The sequence below is a fragment of the Bradyrhizobium sp. genome (genome assembly GCF_049519115.1).
GTDB lineage: Bacteria > Pseudomonadota > Alphaproteobacteria > Rhizobiales > Xanthobacteraceae > Bradyrhizobium.
Window position 1 is genome coordinate 1 of sequence record NZ_JBEKRB010000095.1, and the last position, 13883, is coordinate 13883.

The 13883-nt window shown below is 57.5% G+C and carries 16 protein-coding genes; 8 read left to right on the top strand and 8 right to left on the bottom strand.

Annotated elements, in window-relative coordinates; translation table 11 throughout:
* A partial coding sequence (locus ABSE61_RS33885) for a GFA family protein (RefSeq protein ID WP_423875539.1) occupies positions 1–585 on the top strand: 585 nt, incomplete at its 5' end.
* A gap of 141 nt (positions 586–726) precedes the next feature.
* Here the strand turns inward: ABSE61_RS33885 and ABSE61_RS33890 are convergent.
* Complete coding sequence (locus ABSE61_RS33890; RefSeq protein WP_423875540.1) at positions 727–879, bottom strand: hypothetical protein; 153 nt, start codon at positions 877–879, stop codon at positions 727–729.
* Between the two features lie 209 nt (positions 880–1088).
* Between ABSE61_RS33890 and ABSE61_RS33895 the strand changes: the two genes are divergently transcribed.
* Positions 1089–2426: a winged helix-turn-helix domain-containing protein gene (locus ABSE61_RS33895; protein ID WP_423875541.1), complete on the top strand. Its 1338-nt coding sequence runs from the start codon at positions 1089–1091 to the stop codon at positions 2424–2426.
* A 473-nt stretch (positions 2427–2899) separates the two neighbouring features.
* On the opposite strand, the gene ABSE61_RS33900 is transcribed toward ABSE61_RS33895, so the two are convergent.
* The 3 genes from ABSE61_RS33900 to ABSE61_RS33910 form a co-directional block, all read right to left on the bottom strand.
* The gene (locus ABSE61_RS33900) at positions 2900–3103 is read right to left on the bottom strand and encodes a cold-shock protein (protein WP_423875542.1); all 204 of its coding nucleotides are present in this window, start codon (positions 3101–3103) and stop codon (positions 2900–2902) included.
* Positions 3104–3677: 574 nt separating this feature from the next.
* Positions 3678–3968, bottom strand: coding sequence for a hypothetical protein (locus tag ABSE61_RS33905; RefSeq protein WP_423875543.1), 291 nt, complete (start codon positions 3966–3968; stop codon positions 3678–3680).
* A 154-nt stretch (positions 3969–4122) separates the two neighbouring features.
* Complete coding sequence (locus tag ABSE61_RS33910; RefSeq protein WP_423875544.1) at positions 4123–4374, bottom strand: hypothetical protein; 252 nt, start codon at positions 4372–4374, stop codon at positions 4123–4125.
* Between the two features lie 706 nt (positions 4375–5080).
* Here ABSE61_RS33910 and ABSE61_RS33915 point away from each other — a divergent pair.
* On the top strand, positions 5081–5278 hold the full coding sequence (locus ABSE61_RS33915; protein WP_423875545.1) for a ribbon-helix-helix domain-containing protein: 198 nt from the start codon (positions 5081–5083) through the stop codon (positions 5276–5278).
* Between the two features lie 1305 nt (positions 5279–6583).
* Positions 6584–7279 carry a hypothetical protein gene (locus ABSE61_RS33920; protein ID WP_423875546.1) on the top strand — a complete coding sequence of 232 codons (696 nt, stop codon included), beginning with the start codon at positions 6584–6586 and terminating at the stop codon, positions 7277–7279.
* A gap of 1824 nt (positions 7280–9103) precedes the next feature.
* Here ABSE61_RS33920 and ABSE61_RS33925 read toward each other — a convergent pair.
* Positions 9104–9835, bottom strand: coding sequence for an outer membrane protein (locus tag ABSE61_RS33925; RefSeq protein WP_423875547.1), 732 nt, complete (start codon positions 9833–9835; stop codon positions 9104–9106).
* 349 nt (positions 9836–10184) lie between these two features.
* On the opposite strand from ABSE61_RS33925, the gene ABSE61_RS33930 reads away from it, so the two are divergent.
* From ABSE61_RS33930 to ABSE61_RS33945, 4 genes are all read left to right on the top strand, one after another.
* Entirely contained in the window at positions 10185–10526 is a 342-nt protein-coding gene (locus tag ABSE61_RS33930; RefSeq protein WP_423875548.1) for a hypothetical protein, read from the top strand.
* 187 nt (positions 10527–10713) lie between these two features.
* On the top strand, positions 10714–10950 hold the full coding sequence (locus ABSE61_RS33935; protein ID WP_423875549.1) for a superinfection immunity protein: 237 nt from the start codon (positions 10714–10716) through the stop codon (positions 10948–10950).
* Between the two features lie 1048 nt (positions 10951–11998).
* Positions 11999–12319, top strand: coding sequence for a DUF1488 family protein (locus ABSE61_RS33940; protein ID WP_423875550.1), 321 nt, complete (start codon positions 11999–12001; stop codon positions 12317–12319).
* A gap of 273 nt (positions 12320–12592) precedes the next feature.
* Positions 12593–13048, top strand: coding sequence for a hypothetical protein (locus ABSE61_RS33945; protein WP_423875551.1), 456 nt, complete (start codon positions 12593–12595; stop codon positions 13046–13048).
* A 61-nt stretch (positions 13049–13109) separates the two neighbouring features.
* Here ABSE61_RS33945 and ABSE61_RS33950 read toward each other — a convergent pair whose 3' ends face one another.
* The 3 genes from ABSE61_RS33950 to ABSE61_RS33960 all read right to left on the bottom strand — a co-directional run.
* Entirely contained in the window at positions 13110–13367 is a 258-nt protein-coding gene (locus ABSE61_RS33950; RefSeq protein ID WP_423875552.1) for a DUF1488 family protein, read from the bottom strand.
* A 61-nt stretch (positions 13368–13428) separates the two neighbouring features.
* Complete coding sequence (locus tag ABSE61_RS33955) at positions 13429–13653, bottom strand: DUF6894 family protein (protein ID WP_423875553.1); 225 nt, start codon at positions 13651–13653, stop codon at positions 13429–13431.
* 78 nt (positions 13654–13731) lie between these two features.
* Positions 13732–13883, bottom strand: a 152-nt coding sequence (locus tag ABSE61_RS33960; protein ID WP_423875554.1) for a DUF6894 family protein, incomplete at its 5' end; no start/stop codon positions are given.

Here is a 13883-nt window from a genome sequence, read left to right on the forward strand (position 1 = left end):
CAGCACCAACACCTCTCCGCGATATGCCAATGCGACAAGGTGAAATTCGAGGTGATCGGTCCGCCGATTCTGACCGGCGCTTGCTATTGCACGAGCTGCCAGGAAGCCGGACGCCGGTTCGAGGAGCTAGCTTCCGCGCCGCCCGTGCTCGATCCCGACAGTGGAACAGCCTACGTCCTATATCGAAAGGATCGCGTGCAATGCGTGACGGGGCAGGAGCATCTCCAAGAGCATCGGCTCAAGCCGGAGTCGCCGACCCGGCGGGTCATTGCCACGTGCTGCAATTCGGCGATGTTCCTCGACGTCACCAAAGGGCACTGGCTGTCGATTTACCGGAACCGCTTTCCGGGAAGCGCGCCGCCACTTGAAATCCGGCTGATGACAAAAGAGCGGCGCGTCGGCGTCGAGCTTGCCGATGATCTGCCGAATTACAGCAGTTACTCCGGCAAGTTCATGTTGAAGCTGATCGCCGCCTGGATGGCGATGGGTTTCCGCAGGCCCGAAATCGCGTCGGTGCGTCGATGTCCGTTGATGGGTTGTAGATCGGAAGTGATGGCGCAGGCGCTCAAAGCGACGCGCTCATGAACCGAAGCTGACAACTGTCCCGAATTTCGCCGGAATGTCTGCCTCTTCTCGAGAGCTGCTAGTTTGCGAAGCGGTCGACCACTCGTTAGTCGTATGATTCTCGAGAGACACGCGCGCGGCGTCGTTGGCCGCTAGCGCTGGTCAAAAGAACCCCGGGCTAAGATCAAGCCCATAGGTCAACAAGGTCAGCGACACAAAAAGGCCAATTCCGCAAAGGATGGCGATGAGCCTTAGGCCCTCGTTTTCACTAGCTGCGTCAACGGCGCGCGACAATGCATAGGCGATGGCTGTCACTGTGGGCTCCTTGTTCCGCTTTAACCAAGTCGAGGCTCATCCGGCGCTGCCGGGGGCCGCTTCCGATTCACAGCCAGAGCGTGCCTTAAGGCTTGACGCGGCGCCTTCAGGTGACCTTATTTTTTGGTCAAGAAATTCATTATTTTAGTTTGGGCGAGCCAGCGCCTGGCGCGCGTCGGATGACCGTTCAGATACGGGAGTCTCTGAATTTGCTTTATTTTTTTGACAAATTCATCCTCGATCCGGGTCGGCGAGAGTTGCGCTGTGGCGCAAGCGTGATCGCTATGGAGCCACAGGCATTCGACCTTCTCTTGCATCTGGTCCGTCACCGCGAGCAGGTTGTCAGCCGGGACGAAATCATGGAACAGATCTGGGACGGGCGGATCGTCTCGGAATCGGCGCTCAGCACGCGCATCAACACCGTGCGCAAAGCGATTGGCGACAGCGGAAACGAGCAGCGCCTGATCAAGACCCTGCCGCGCAAGGGCGTCCGCTTTGTTGGCGAAGTGCGGGAGGGCCGCGACGCCTCCGAGGCACCGGACGCCGTGGACGCGCCCAAGGCCAACGACGGCAACGGCAGGTTGCCGGCCCCGCAACCGCCGGGGGCGGAAGCGCTCGACGGTCATTTGCAGGCGTTCGCAGCTGCTGTGCCGGCATCGCGTCGCGTCGTTGTGCCGCGGGCGACTGCGGCTGTGATCGCTGCCACCGTCCTTATCTGTTTCGCAACGTTGCTGGGGGCCTATTTCGCGCATTCGGCGCGGGTCGAACAGACCGGTGCGAACATCGAAATGGCGGAAAAGCTAACGCACATTGCCGAGAAAATTGATGTGATCTCGCGCGAGGACTACCAGGCTGCGCGCGCACTCGGGCAGTGGGCGGTGGAGCTAGATCCGAACAATGTTGCGGCGCTGACCCGTTTAACCCGCGCGCTCACGACCGGGGTCCTGAATCATTGGTCGGACGATGTGGCAAACGATCTGCATGCGGCCGATCAAACGCTGCAGAGCGCCGCTCGTATCGCGCCGGACAGTATGGGCGTGCGCGGCGCGCAGTGCCATATCCTTCGCGCGATGCGGCGATTCGAGGTTGCGGTCGACGTATGCAGCGAAGCCGCTCGGAACTTTCCGGCGTACCCGTTTCTCCATAAGGAGATCGGATACAATCGTCTGATGCTCGGTCAGCTCGACGAGGCGCTGGCGGAATTTCAGGAAGCCGACCGGATTGCGCCTGACTCGCGACTGCGCTGGAGCTGGTATCAGGGAGAGGGTCTTGTCTATCTGATGCAAGGCCAGGATATGAAAGCGATCGACTATTTGTCGCGCGCAACTCTTGAGGCGCCCAATACCGGGCATCCCGCGGCGTATCTGGCTTCGGCTTACGCGCTAGTTGGCCGCGAACAGGAAGCACGCGACGCACTGGACCACTACATGAAGCTGTGGCCGAAAACGGCGCTGAATAACTTCGGACCCATGGTCGGAACGGCCGCATTCAACAGCAAGATGGAGCGGGTGCTGAAGGGATTGCGGCTGGCAGGCCTCACCGAGTAGCGCGCGACTATCAACGTCGCCTGCGGTGTCCGGCTTTGCCGGGCACCCGATCGACCTCGGTGGTGGCGTAGAAAGTAGATATATTCGGCTTATGCAACCGAGCGCCAGCCTTGACGCGGTCCGCTGCTTCCGAGCGCTGGCAACGGCGAGCCGTTTTTGTGCTGGGCGGCGCTGTGATCGGAGTGTCTTCCCTAGATACCCGCACAGTCACCTTGATGGATCGCACGCGGCGACTGGGCAGAAACTGGTTCATGTTGGCTGAGCTTTGAATAGCATGATCTGGCCGATAATCATCTAAGACGACGACCGAAGTTAGCCGACAATATTGTGCAACGTCAGGAATTATCGGCAATTGCTTTCGAAAACTCACTCGTTGAAAGGCAAGTCCGCTTTTGGACGTGGCTGCTGCGATCGGCTTTGATGCGTGCTGCTCACACCAGTCAAGTTGGCGGGCCCAGCGACTGTCGGGGCCGTCACTTCACTTTCAAATTTCCCGCAGATTCCTTTCCGCGGTCGCTGACGATATCGTAGCTGACCTTGGCACCTTCATTGAGGCCGCTAAGGCCAGCCTTCTCGACGGCCGAGATATGGACGAACACATCTTTGCCGCCGCCATCGGGTTGAATAAAGCCAAAGCCCTTTTGGCCGTTGAACCACTTCACCGTTCCTGTCGCCACGTCCGCACTCCCTTTTACCGGCCGACCACAGCTTAAGGCGCTCAGGTAGGGCCTCGCAAGCAAAACCCGCCGGGGTTGGTCCGGCGGGTCGTGTCAGGTACGTCCAGAAAGGTTCGCGGCGCTCAATCGCGATGCCAGAAACATACAGCAACTAAGTTGACGGTCCGTTACCCAGCTGGGGTTCAGCTTCGGAAGCGTTGTGTGATCTAGTTCACTGATGCTCGCCGCCCGGGACTGCTAGATTGAGCTCAAGCAGCGTGTCGCCGCGGCCACAGGTTTCCGACAAACGATTTACTGGCCTCGCTCTGGCTAAATGAAGCCATGATCCGCAGCGACGTAACGAATTGTTAATTCGTGTTCCATTGTTGGGTATTTCCATGTTCGAGTTGTTCATCGGGCTTATCGCGTTTACGAGCGTCAGTATCTTTTTTGCGCATTTAGCTGAAGCTTACCTGTCGCAATAGAAAGCGGGGGGCTTCGAGGCCCCCCGCAACTGATCATCGTTCCAGCCTCCTGGCGTGTGTTGCCAAGCGCTGCCGGTTGCTTCCGGATCGATCGGCGCCCCGACGCTTCGTCAAGCCACCTTGGTCGCAATGAATAGAAGATATTCAGCGGCGGTGCTGCTCAAATGCTCCGATCGATGTTCATTGCGAATTTTCTCCAGCTCCGGGATGGCATCTCGAAGGATAGCCAAAACTTCAGGAGTGGCGAACTCGTTGAGGAGTTTAATGGCGAGGCTGGTCCACCCCAATCGGTAGGACGCACTGGCGCCCGGTTTGAAAAGCCCAGACCGAATAATCCCAGGCATAGCTTTCAAAGGCTCGCGCAAAACTTTCCTAATTTCTTCGTCGATCTCATCTGGCATGATTCGTGGCTCGCACTGTCACCGGGAGCTTTCCACAATCCGCGGTGGCCCTCTACCGAAAAAGGAGACCGCCCCTGTTCTCACCGCGGTAGCCTATTGGAATGAGCGGCCAGCCGCTGCCGGTTGCGCTTTCTGACCGATCGGCGCCGGCGCTTCACGACGTAGGCCATACCTTAAACATCGGCTCAATGCCTTCAAGTAGCCATCCGATACTGACGCCGTGCGCCTCGCAGAACCGGCCAATCACTTCGTGCTTGAGCTTCAGGGTAGGCTCGATCTGCTCGTCGGAAAGATTGAGCGACGCGGCGATTTCCCGGATGCGCCGGCGCATGGCCTCCTTGAATTCGCGGCGACGAGTTATCGCTTCCTTGTTGCCCGTAGTTTGGTCGGGTGCGCCGCCAACCATGCAACGTCATCGGCGACTGCACGTTCGATACGCTTGGCATTGGTTGGCAGTTGAGCGAATTCTCTGCTGGCAAGCTTCGCGCGCTTCCGGATAATCGCGGCAAGATCGCGCGACGGCTTAAGCAACTGCTTTACAACCGCCTCGCGCCACGTATCGACCAACTTCCAGCGGCTTTCATTATTATCAGCCGCCGGGAATTTAGCGCTGTCTGCCGCGCCCTACGATGAGCACAACTAAGTGCGCTGTTCCAGTCGAGGCGTGCCCGCCAATACCCCGTCACCCGGTCGGCATGCCGCCAATCTTCCCGACGGTCTTTGCGAAGGTCCGAGTTTATCGCAGTGACCGGCCTCTAGGCTGGTCGCGCGGCTTCCCTCGCCTGTCGTTTTGCCGCGCGAATGGCGTCTCGTTCGGCTTGTTTTGGCCTCGTGCTCGTCGTCGGTCGGTGGAATTACGACATATCCACTATCCGGCGCGATGAATGAACGCCGCTCGCGCTTTGCCTTGCGCGAAAACTCGTTGCGCGGAACGCCGAAGGGAAATTTGATTACGTTGCTGGCGAGGTCCTGAATTGAGGACGAGTTTAGGGGGGCGTGCTATGCACGTTGTCAGCCTGATCCATTTGGATTGACCTCTTGCTGGTTCGGGTTAGGCCCGACGGGCTAGCTTCCAACTTCCCGTCGGGCTGCCATTGTGATATCAAGGAATCATGAAAAAGCAAACCGTGATTCCACAAAAAAGACGCGGCCCGCCTGCCACGGGCAAAGGCGAGCCTGTGGTTGTGCGCATGCATCCGCCGATGTTGGCTGGCCTGGACGAATGGATTGCCAAACAGAAACAGCCGTTTCCGTCGAGGCCCGAAGCCATCCGCCGACTGGTCGAGCTTGGGCTGAAGGCAAAAAAGTGAGCGATCCTCGTGCCGACAGTGAGTGGTCTCCGCCGGAGAATGATGAAGACGTTCCCGCGTTGCCCCGTCCAGTGAATCGTCTCTTCCGGCCTAGCCGGGCAATTGTCGCGACCATCACGCTCGTTATTGTATTTGGGATTGTCGCGTCGCTGGTTGTGATCGGAATTAGCAGACTTGAGCAAAGCACATCCGCGCCGGCCGTGCAGAAGGAATCCCCCCCGTCGCTGAATGAGTCGGACAGATCTCCCGTGGAGCACGTCGATCCTCCCAAGCCCCTTGACTCATTAATACTCGATGCAACTCGATCGTATCTCGCTTCAAATGCCCAAGCGCCGACAGATATTGAGAGATCGCAACTTTGCCTCTCCATTGAAGACGGGTACAAAGAGCGGCTCGATTGTTACGATGGCATCTTCGCCCCTGATCCGAAGCCAAAGCCGCCAGTTGCTAAGCTGGCCGCCGACTGCAGGTTTCTGAAAGAACAGGACGAGCGGCTAGCTTGTTTCAATCGCTTTTTGGCCCCGCCAAAAACCCCAAAAGCTCCCCGCAAAGCGACTCCAAAGGGTCAGCCGTCAAAGTGAATATCACTGATGCGGAAGCAGCGCCGACACACTTTCCCCGCTACTGTGGGAGTTGGGCAACATCTTCCCTCAAGCGAATCGGCCAAAATTGCCTGCCGTCTCACGGCGGTAACCTCCCTAGACTTGGCGCCCGTCGCGAATGGCGGGCCCCTTTTTTGCGAAGCGCCTCACCCGCGGCTTTCGCGCGTGCGGTATTGCCCTCGACCTCAGGTTTGCGGTTGGATTTGCCTATAAGAAAGTCCAGAGCAGCCGACGGGCGAGTCTGATGAAGATCACCAGCGGGTCGCCGTACTATTACAGCACAACGGTAACGTTGGATGGCAAAGAAATAACAGACTTCCTCTGGGCGGACGAAGAAGCCGGCGAGGTGATGTCCGTCACTTAGGGACCGCGAGACGCCCACGGCTTTCGCAGGGAAAGCCGCAAACTGCTGAAGGGCACGGTCAAGATCACCTCGCAGTGAACCTCTGCGCAACTCGTACGCGCCAATCTCAACCATCCCCAACCCCCAGCGGCTTCCCTCCGCGCCTGATCGGCGGAATCATGGGGCATGCCAGCCCTGACCCGCTGTCGCTCAGACAACCCGCACCGTTACCTATCTTCCCGAGATGCCCGCTAGGCTCGATGGTGGGCTCATCTTGACCAACGACTTGACTTAAAGTCGCCTTGGTTCTCCGTCTAAGCGCCTTTCCTTGACCGCAAATCGACTGAATCGTGAGTGCCCATGAACGCCCATATCCTTTATATGCCGCAGTCCGGCGGCGACCAGCGGCACTATGTAAACGAACTCCGCAAGGCCGAGCAGGCGCGTGACCGCCTTGTGCGCGAAGCCGAGGCCGCGCTTGAGTGGGGTGATGAAGGTCATCACCGCTTGGCTTTTCGGGCGCTTGCTGAAGCCCACCGGCTGGATTGCGAACTCTGGTCAACGCGCCTGTTGCTTGGCGTCCCCGACAACCCCTCACCGTCAATTGCCGATGCCCTTCACGGCGGCTATGAGCTGCTAGAGGTGCAATGCCGCTACTGCAACCACACGCAGATGGTGGACCTCGCTCTGGTGAGTTGGCCGCGTGAGCGGCCTGTACACAGCATCCACAGCGCGCTCTATTGTGGCGAGTGTGAAGAGCGACATGGTAAGAGGAGCCGTCCCGATTTCGTTGGATTGCGAACGCGACCGTCAGACGATCCGGGCGGCGCAGCGTGGAGTGAGCGGATGAAGACTAACGAGGAGATGCCGCCGGCTGTCGCCCGCGAATTCGTCGAGGACATGCAGGCGTATTTCGCCGAGGATAACAAAAGCCGTCGCGACGCCATAGCCGTCCGGCAACTTCGGACCCTTCTGGACTATCAGGCTCCCCACGAGAAGAAGTTGCGGCTCGATGATGTCAGGGAGCTATTCGAGCGGATGAAGTATCACGCGTGAATCCGACAAACCGCGACTGGATCGTGAAGCATGAGTCCGGGACCTTCATCCGGTTCACGCAGGCGGGCGCAGACCTGTCCGCGTGATACGGTTCAATGTGAGAGCCGCCCACCGAGGCGGCCGTACTCTTTGACTTACGTTTCGACGTGGCCGCAGCTGCCGTGCTTTATGGCACGTATCCTGACCTAATCACCTTGCCCGCCTGTGGATTATGTGAATTGAGTGAATTTTGGTCAGTCGCTTGTTGCCAACCGGTGTTTAAATTCGCAGGCGCTGTTCCCCCAGCGTGATCCTCCGCAAATAGCCCCGCTCGCCCACATCGAGCGGGGCTTCCCCGCTGACGGCTGCTGTAATGCGAGCCGCTCGATCTCCCGCCCTCCGTAGCCCGCGGCTTCGTCAAGGACCTGAAGGCTTACTTTGCCGTCAAGGATGACCGATACAAGCAGGACGAGATCGCCTTGCGTCAACTACGCGTGCTCAGAGAGCAGCAGGGACTGCGAGAGAAAAAACTGCGGCTTTCCGACGTGAAGGCGATGTTTCTTCAGATGCGGGATCAGGCGTACTCAAGCGGCGATGAGTCAGGCGTGTTAATTAAAATTCTACCCAAGGCGCTCTCGTCTAATTAACGATCGCGATAGCGCGATCTTCCCGATTCACAAACTGTTTCAGCGTCCCGCGTTAGACACATCCTGGGATTTAAGCTGCTCAGTCCAGATCGGGGACTATTCGCATGATTAATGACGACGAAATCTTGAAACTTGCGGAACGCTCACTGAACCTGGTTCGCGAGGTTCTCGGACAGCTCACACCTGTGCAAATTGCCGAGGCAAATGACGTTCGGACCCGCTTGGAGCGGCTGAAGCGCCGTGAATCACTTAGAGCCGCGTAGCCTGAACAACGCACGCCTACCTCCCTGTTGATAAAGCTGCCGATGAGTAATTTGACTCAGGGGCATCATAGGGAAGCGCCCTGAAGTTCAGCCCGATCGCCCCGAATGATCTGCAAACACTGATCGATCTGGGTGTATCAGAAATGAAGGACGAGGTCCCGACGGTTACAACAGCGGGACTGGACGAGATTGCGATTCGCAATTTGCCGTATGATCGACGACGCGACTGAAGGCGAAGCCGAGATAACGCCACGCTATGCAGGAAAAAGCAGCCGAGCTACTCGATCCAACACCGGAGCTTCCCGACAATATCCCACTTGATCGGGTCCGCCTTCCCACGCGCATTCAAACATTTCTGAGGATCTACGGGTTGAAGACGGTCGGGGACGTTCGCGAAGCTTCCGACGCGGTGCTGATAAGCTTTCCAAAATTGGGGCCCCGTTCGGTCGCTCATCTTCGGAGGACCCTCGGGGCCGTCCTCTCGCTATAGCGTCAGGCCGCAAAGCAAGATGGCGGCGGAATAGCCCCCTTCGCGCATGCAGTATTGCCTTCCAGAAACCATTATCCGATGGCCACGAAACAATCCCGAAACAGAGCTGGGCCTATCCTTCCGAACACGACCAACAGTGGGGTTCGGTCATGTGGGCGTTCATTGAAAATGTTTATCGTGAGTATTGCCTGGCTCGCTTACAGGAAATGCGGAAGTACGAGCTGTCGCACTGAATCACGACGAGCGTGCAAAGATACCCAATAGTGAGCGCACTGCTCACTGTGTTAGCTATCGTCGTAGCCGTGCGCGCTACTGTTGGACCGCGCCCAGCGGCCCACCACAAAAAACTCGTCGCTTTTCACGCCGTCGATCAGCGGCGGTAGTCCCTCAACTGGCCCAATCCCTAGGGAAGATGCCGGGGCCCTTAGATCAAACTTCGGATTATTTAGTACCGTGCGACCACCGGTCCGCCGAACTTGTAGTTCACGCGCACAGTGAAGAGATCGACGTCTTCCTTGATATGGTCGGCGATGAGGAAGCCGGTGGCTGAATTTACGTCGTTGTTACCCATAAACAGGTGGTCGTATTCGAAGCCTAGCGACCAACCCGGGGCAAAGGCGTATTCGATGCCGACGCCGACCGTTGCACCCCAGCGGGTTTCTCTCGCAGTGTCGATCCCAACGAGCGGCGGGAGCGTCGAGTTAGCCGTGTACTTGTTGTCGGTGACTGCAGCACCGCCCTTCACGTAAAGCAGCGTGCGATCCCAGGCGTAGCCGATCTGACCCGTGAACAGGCCGAAGGCGTCAATCTTGCTCGTGTTGGTCTGGCCGGCGAATTGCTGGCTAAGATTGCTGCCCTTGAAGTCAGCCCAGTTGCCCTGCGCTTCCAGGCCGAACACCCAGGACGACATCTGCCAGCGGTAGCCGAGTTGTCCGCCGACGGTACCGCCCGTCGCGTTATGGCTGCCTTCGTCGCCGAAGCCATCGGCATTCCAATCAAACCTGCTGGTCGCGCCGCCACCGTTGATACCGATGTAGAAGCCACTCCAGTCGTAGGCGGCCTGAACGTACTCGGGCGCTTTGGTATAGGTCCGAGCAGGTAGATCAGCCGCCGAGGCCATGCCCGATAGCCCGAGCGAGACGATCGCCGTGGTCAAAAGAAGCTTCGTGTAGCGCATTGGATTTCCCCCAGCACAGAAACGGAGTGTTTCAGTTGGGGACGTAAGAGTTCGACATGGTAAAAGTTCATGCCCACATCGATGGGCCCATTGTTTTGTGGCTTGGAGTTGCAGGAAAAGCACAATTTTTGCGACTTATCGGTAATAAGCAACCGATTGTGGGGCCGTCCAGCTTTAATCCCCGCCGTTTTTCGTAGGTCACATCACCAGAGCCCCAACCCCTAGCGGCTTCCCTCGGCGCACGATCGGCGGAATCATGGGCGATGCGGCAATCGCGGTGCGGCTCTCCTGTCAAACTTTGCGCCGGCAACGGATGGGCACTCGGGCAGCGTGAGGAGAAGTACAGATCTTGAGTTTTTCTCCTTCAACATTCACTCTCGAAATCGATGGTAAGCCGAAGCTGGTTTTCCAGACGAAATGGCAAGGCGATGCCGATGAATTGTGTCGCGATTGGGTGAAGTCTCACTGGGACGATTTAGTGTCGAAGGACCGGTACGGAAACGACCTGCCGCCCATACTGAAGGTCCGCATGGCACGATCGAACGAAAAAACTGCATACGATGCAGCAGCCGAAAGTGCTGAGCCGTTTCGAGACGTTAAGATGGTCAGGTTAGCGACTGCCACCGATCAGCAGAATGAAATTCAAGACGGCGGGAAGCCAGACGCATCCGATGATCCGCAAACAACTTGACCTAACGCCCGCCGTAGCCCGCGCCTTCGTCGAGGACAAGCGCGACGAGATCGCCGTGGGCCAGCATCGCTGACTTTAGCTTCAGCGGGCGCTCTGTTCACTTTTGAACCGTCATAGTTCAGCCTGCTTTGCCGGTTCTCGGTATTTCTTCTAACTCCGCCTGGGGATTTTTTTGGGGGAGGATCAAATGATTGATCTAATAATTTTGATCTTAAGCTGGCTCTACTTAGTTCCAATGTCTGTCGCTTATCAGCGGTCCCATCCAGAGACCCGGTCGATTGAGTTTCTAAACTTTTTCCTCGGGTGGACCGTCATTGGATGGATCGTTGCACTCAGTTGGGCCCGAACGGACTCGCCAGTAGAATCTTACGTTGTCGGGAACGGCAATACGCTCATCGTTGATGACTATCTCCGATCAGCCTGACGAGGGAGAGGTTCGCGGGGCAGTGTGCCACATGCCGTAGACGTTGTGGGTTAGTTGAGTATGAGCAAGAAGCAGCAAAGTCGTCCCGTCTCCACGCACAGAAATGACAGGAGGCGCCGTTCAAAAGCCAATTTGCGACAGAAGATGTCAGAGCTTCTCTCGCTAAGAGAAAGAGTGGCGCAGCTGAACTCGCTTTGCAGAAGTTCGGCGTCGATCAAGGGACGTCAGCGGGCGACATCAGCAGATGACGGACCATTGGCGCGGTCTTTAGAAACCAAAGCTCGAGCAGAACGCAGGAAACTATCGAGCATATTGCGGCCGCCCGCCGTGGCGCGCCTTCGTCAAGGACCCGGAAGCCTACTTCATCGGAACGGACTTTTTTGTTTGTCAGTTCCCGAATTAACCCGCAGCGGCGGCATTCAGCTTAACAGGCGACCTTCATTGCGCCGCCAATTTCACGCGCTATCGTCCTCTCACCGATATTTTTCCCCATCCGAACTCACCACGGCAACGCCGTCAGGCAGCATGATTGGCACAATCGTTAAGTTTTCAGTTTCGCTTGCAGCCGTTGCAGCTTCCCTGTTTGCAATAAGCTGGATTGGGCTGGCACTTCTCGGATTTTAGAATGCAGTGAACTAAGGTGACCCGATCCTGAGAACAAAGCTTGACCTCCTCGAAACCCGTCGCCATCTGGTGGCAAGGCGATCACTCCATCCGCACAACCGGCGCGTCGCGATCGAGATCAACAAACTCATTCGTAAAATCGCGCATCTACACCGGGTCAATAACCTAGCGCACAAAAAAGCACCTGGTTGAAATGATCGCGCCCAAACTTGGCGAGCGGTTGAGCTGATCCTTTCACAGGAGCCAGCGGCAGCTCGGCCCGAGTAAATGCTGAATCTTTCGCGCGGCTCTGATGGACTCAACCGGGGCGAGAAGCTCGGCAGCCGGAATAGCGGGGAGGCTGGCCCCCGAAGCTGTTGATCTGCGGAGCGAGCTGATGCACCCTCAGGCGAGGGGTGGTGCCAGTCCGCGGGGAGTACAGTCCGTGCCGCTGATTAGCCATGGAATCGAAGGACACGACGAAGACCGACGAGCCTTCCGGTTTTCGATGCTGAACGACAACCAAGTCGTACTGTGTCAAATCAGCGACGCCGCTTTGGACGAGCTCGCGGGGATGAAGGGGACGGAAAGCAGCGAACGCATGGTGCAGTTTCTCGCTTTCAGACAAAAGGTCGAACAGACGGCCTCGCGCCTCTTCGACGAAGGGCCGACACTTCGTGGCTCTGTTGTTAGGATATTTTCCAAGCACTTTGCCGTTGAATCCGATGTAGTCGGCGAAAGTGAGCTTGGTCAAAGCGGCAAATAGCTTGCGCGTTGCGATAATCGTTGAGTCGAAGCACGCCAACACGCTGCCGCCTAAACCTCGCCACGCTTTGCGGAACTCCGCTCCGCTCATTTCGAAGATCGCACCGGGAGCCTTTCCAAACGATTTGATTTATCGAGCCTGCAGTATCCTCTTCGCATAGACCTGCTTAGCTCGGTCACCCGGACGACAGAGAGGCGTAGTTTCCCGGATAGACGTCCGTCCGTCCGTAACTACAATCCCTGCCGATGGGACGAGTTAGGATCAGGGCGGGATATGAAATTTGCGGTTTTGCTGGCTGCGGCTCTACTCTTAGTAGGTGTACGCGCGAGTTATGCGGTAGTCCGGATTGCCGATGATCGCGGCGGCCGGATCGGAACCTACCTCGATAAATATCACAGTCTGCGGACTTCGGGCGAGACGGTCATCATCGACGGCTATTGCGCCTCGGCGTGCACGATCGTTCTCGGCATGGTTCCGCGGGACAAGATTTGTGTGACGTCGCGCGCTAATTTCGGTTTCCACGCGGCGTACGACTTGGACGCTAACGGCCGCGAGGTTACCAATCCCGGCGCGACGCGAACACTGTATTTGATGTATCCGTCCCTGGTGCGGCGCTGGATCGCCGCGCGCGGGGGATTGAAACCGCAGCTGATCTTCCTGCGCGGCGACGAGCTGACGACCATGTACCGCGCCTGCTATCTTGACGCACAGGCTTCCCCGCCGCGCTAGGCAGGCGGGTTACCCCGCTGCCAAAACATATCGGCCATCGGGGTCGTTCATGAACGTGGTGTTATGGCTTACCGCCTCGTCCCCTCGTCCCAATCGCAACCTCAACATGCTTCGAGAAAATGTATACGTGGCTCGGGTTTTCTAGATCGTAGATGCTAGATGCAATCTCCTCGATCTTGACGCGCAGTTCGGAAAATAGCGCTTCGCGCTCATTCGGCATGCAGCCGCTTTTGCCGATCAGCCGGTCCATCGCCGCGCTACTGATGGAGCAGCCGACTGTCTTGGCATCCGGCGTTAGCATCGTGAAATCGAACATCATGCGCTGCACGTCGTACCCGATAATCCTATGACTACGCAGAAGCACTTTTTGGCCTCGCCGACTAGCCGGTTAAGGGTGTCTCGATCGGGATGATGCATACATCGCCCCCGAACTCATCAGTTACAGAGACGGAATAGCGCTTACCGACAAGTTCTGGTCTTTCCTCGCGGATTGAACGCGCAAGCTCAATCGCGGCGATCTGAGCGGCTATTTCGCCATCGAGATCATGAACACCGTAATTGGTGACCAAATGACCATCGACCAGTTTGAAGTAATACCGGGGCATAGGCCTTAGTAAAGCAAATCGAGTGCCACTCGGAGCCGACCGTCGATCGAGAGGACGCCCAGATGTTTTGGTTGCCCATCAGCCGTCGAGCAAATTCTCGAGGAAAACGGTCGCCACCTCGCGACCCTCGCCATCGGTAACCTGAATGCAATCCGGAGCCGTGTCCCCCGTCTTGACTGCTTCTATCAACGCCTCCCTGGCCGACCGCTCTGCGACCTCGCGCGCCGAGT

Excerpts from the sequence above, each read along its gene's own strand:
- ABSE61_RS33905 (WP_423875543.1), bottom strand. The coding sequence starts at position 3,968 with ATGCCAGATGAGATCGACGAAGAAATTAGGAAAGTTTTGCGCGAGCCT.
- ABSE61_RS33910 (WP_423875544.1), bottom strand. The coding sequence starts at position 4,374 with ATGGTTGGCGGCGCACCCGACCAAACTACGGGCAACAAGGAAGCGATA.
- ABSE61_RS33915 (WP_423875545.1), top strand. The coding sequence starts at position 5,081 with ATGAAAAAGCAAACCGTGATTCCACAAAAAAGACGCGGCCCGCCTGCC.
- ABSE61_RS33920 (WP_423875546.1), top strand. The coding sequence starts at position 6,584 with ATGAACGCCCATATCCTTTATATGCCGCAGTCCGGCGGCGACCAGCGG.
- ABSE61_RS33925 (WP_423875547.1), bottom strand. The coding sequence starts at position 9,835 with ATGCGCTACACGAAGCTTCTTTTGACCACGGCGATCGTCTCGCTCGGG.
- ABSE61_RS33935 (WP_423875549.1), top strand. The coding sequence starts at position 10,714 with ATGATTGATCTAATAATTTTGATCTTAAGCTGGCTCTACTTAGTTCCA.
- ABSE61_RS33945 (WP_423875551.1), top strand. The coding sequence starts at position 12,593 with ATGAAATTTGCGGTTTTGCTGGCTGCGGCTCTACTCTTAGTAGGTGTA.
- ABSE61_RS33950 (WP_423875552.1), bottom strand. The coding sequence starts at position 13,367 with ATGATGTTCGATTTCACGATGCTAACGCCGGATGCCAAGACAGTCGGC.
- ABSE61_RS33955 (WP_423875553.1), bottom strand. The coding sequence starts at position 13,653 with ATGCCCCGGTATTACTTCAAACTGGTCGATGGTCATTTGGTCACCAAT.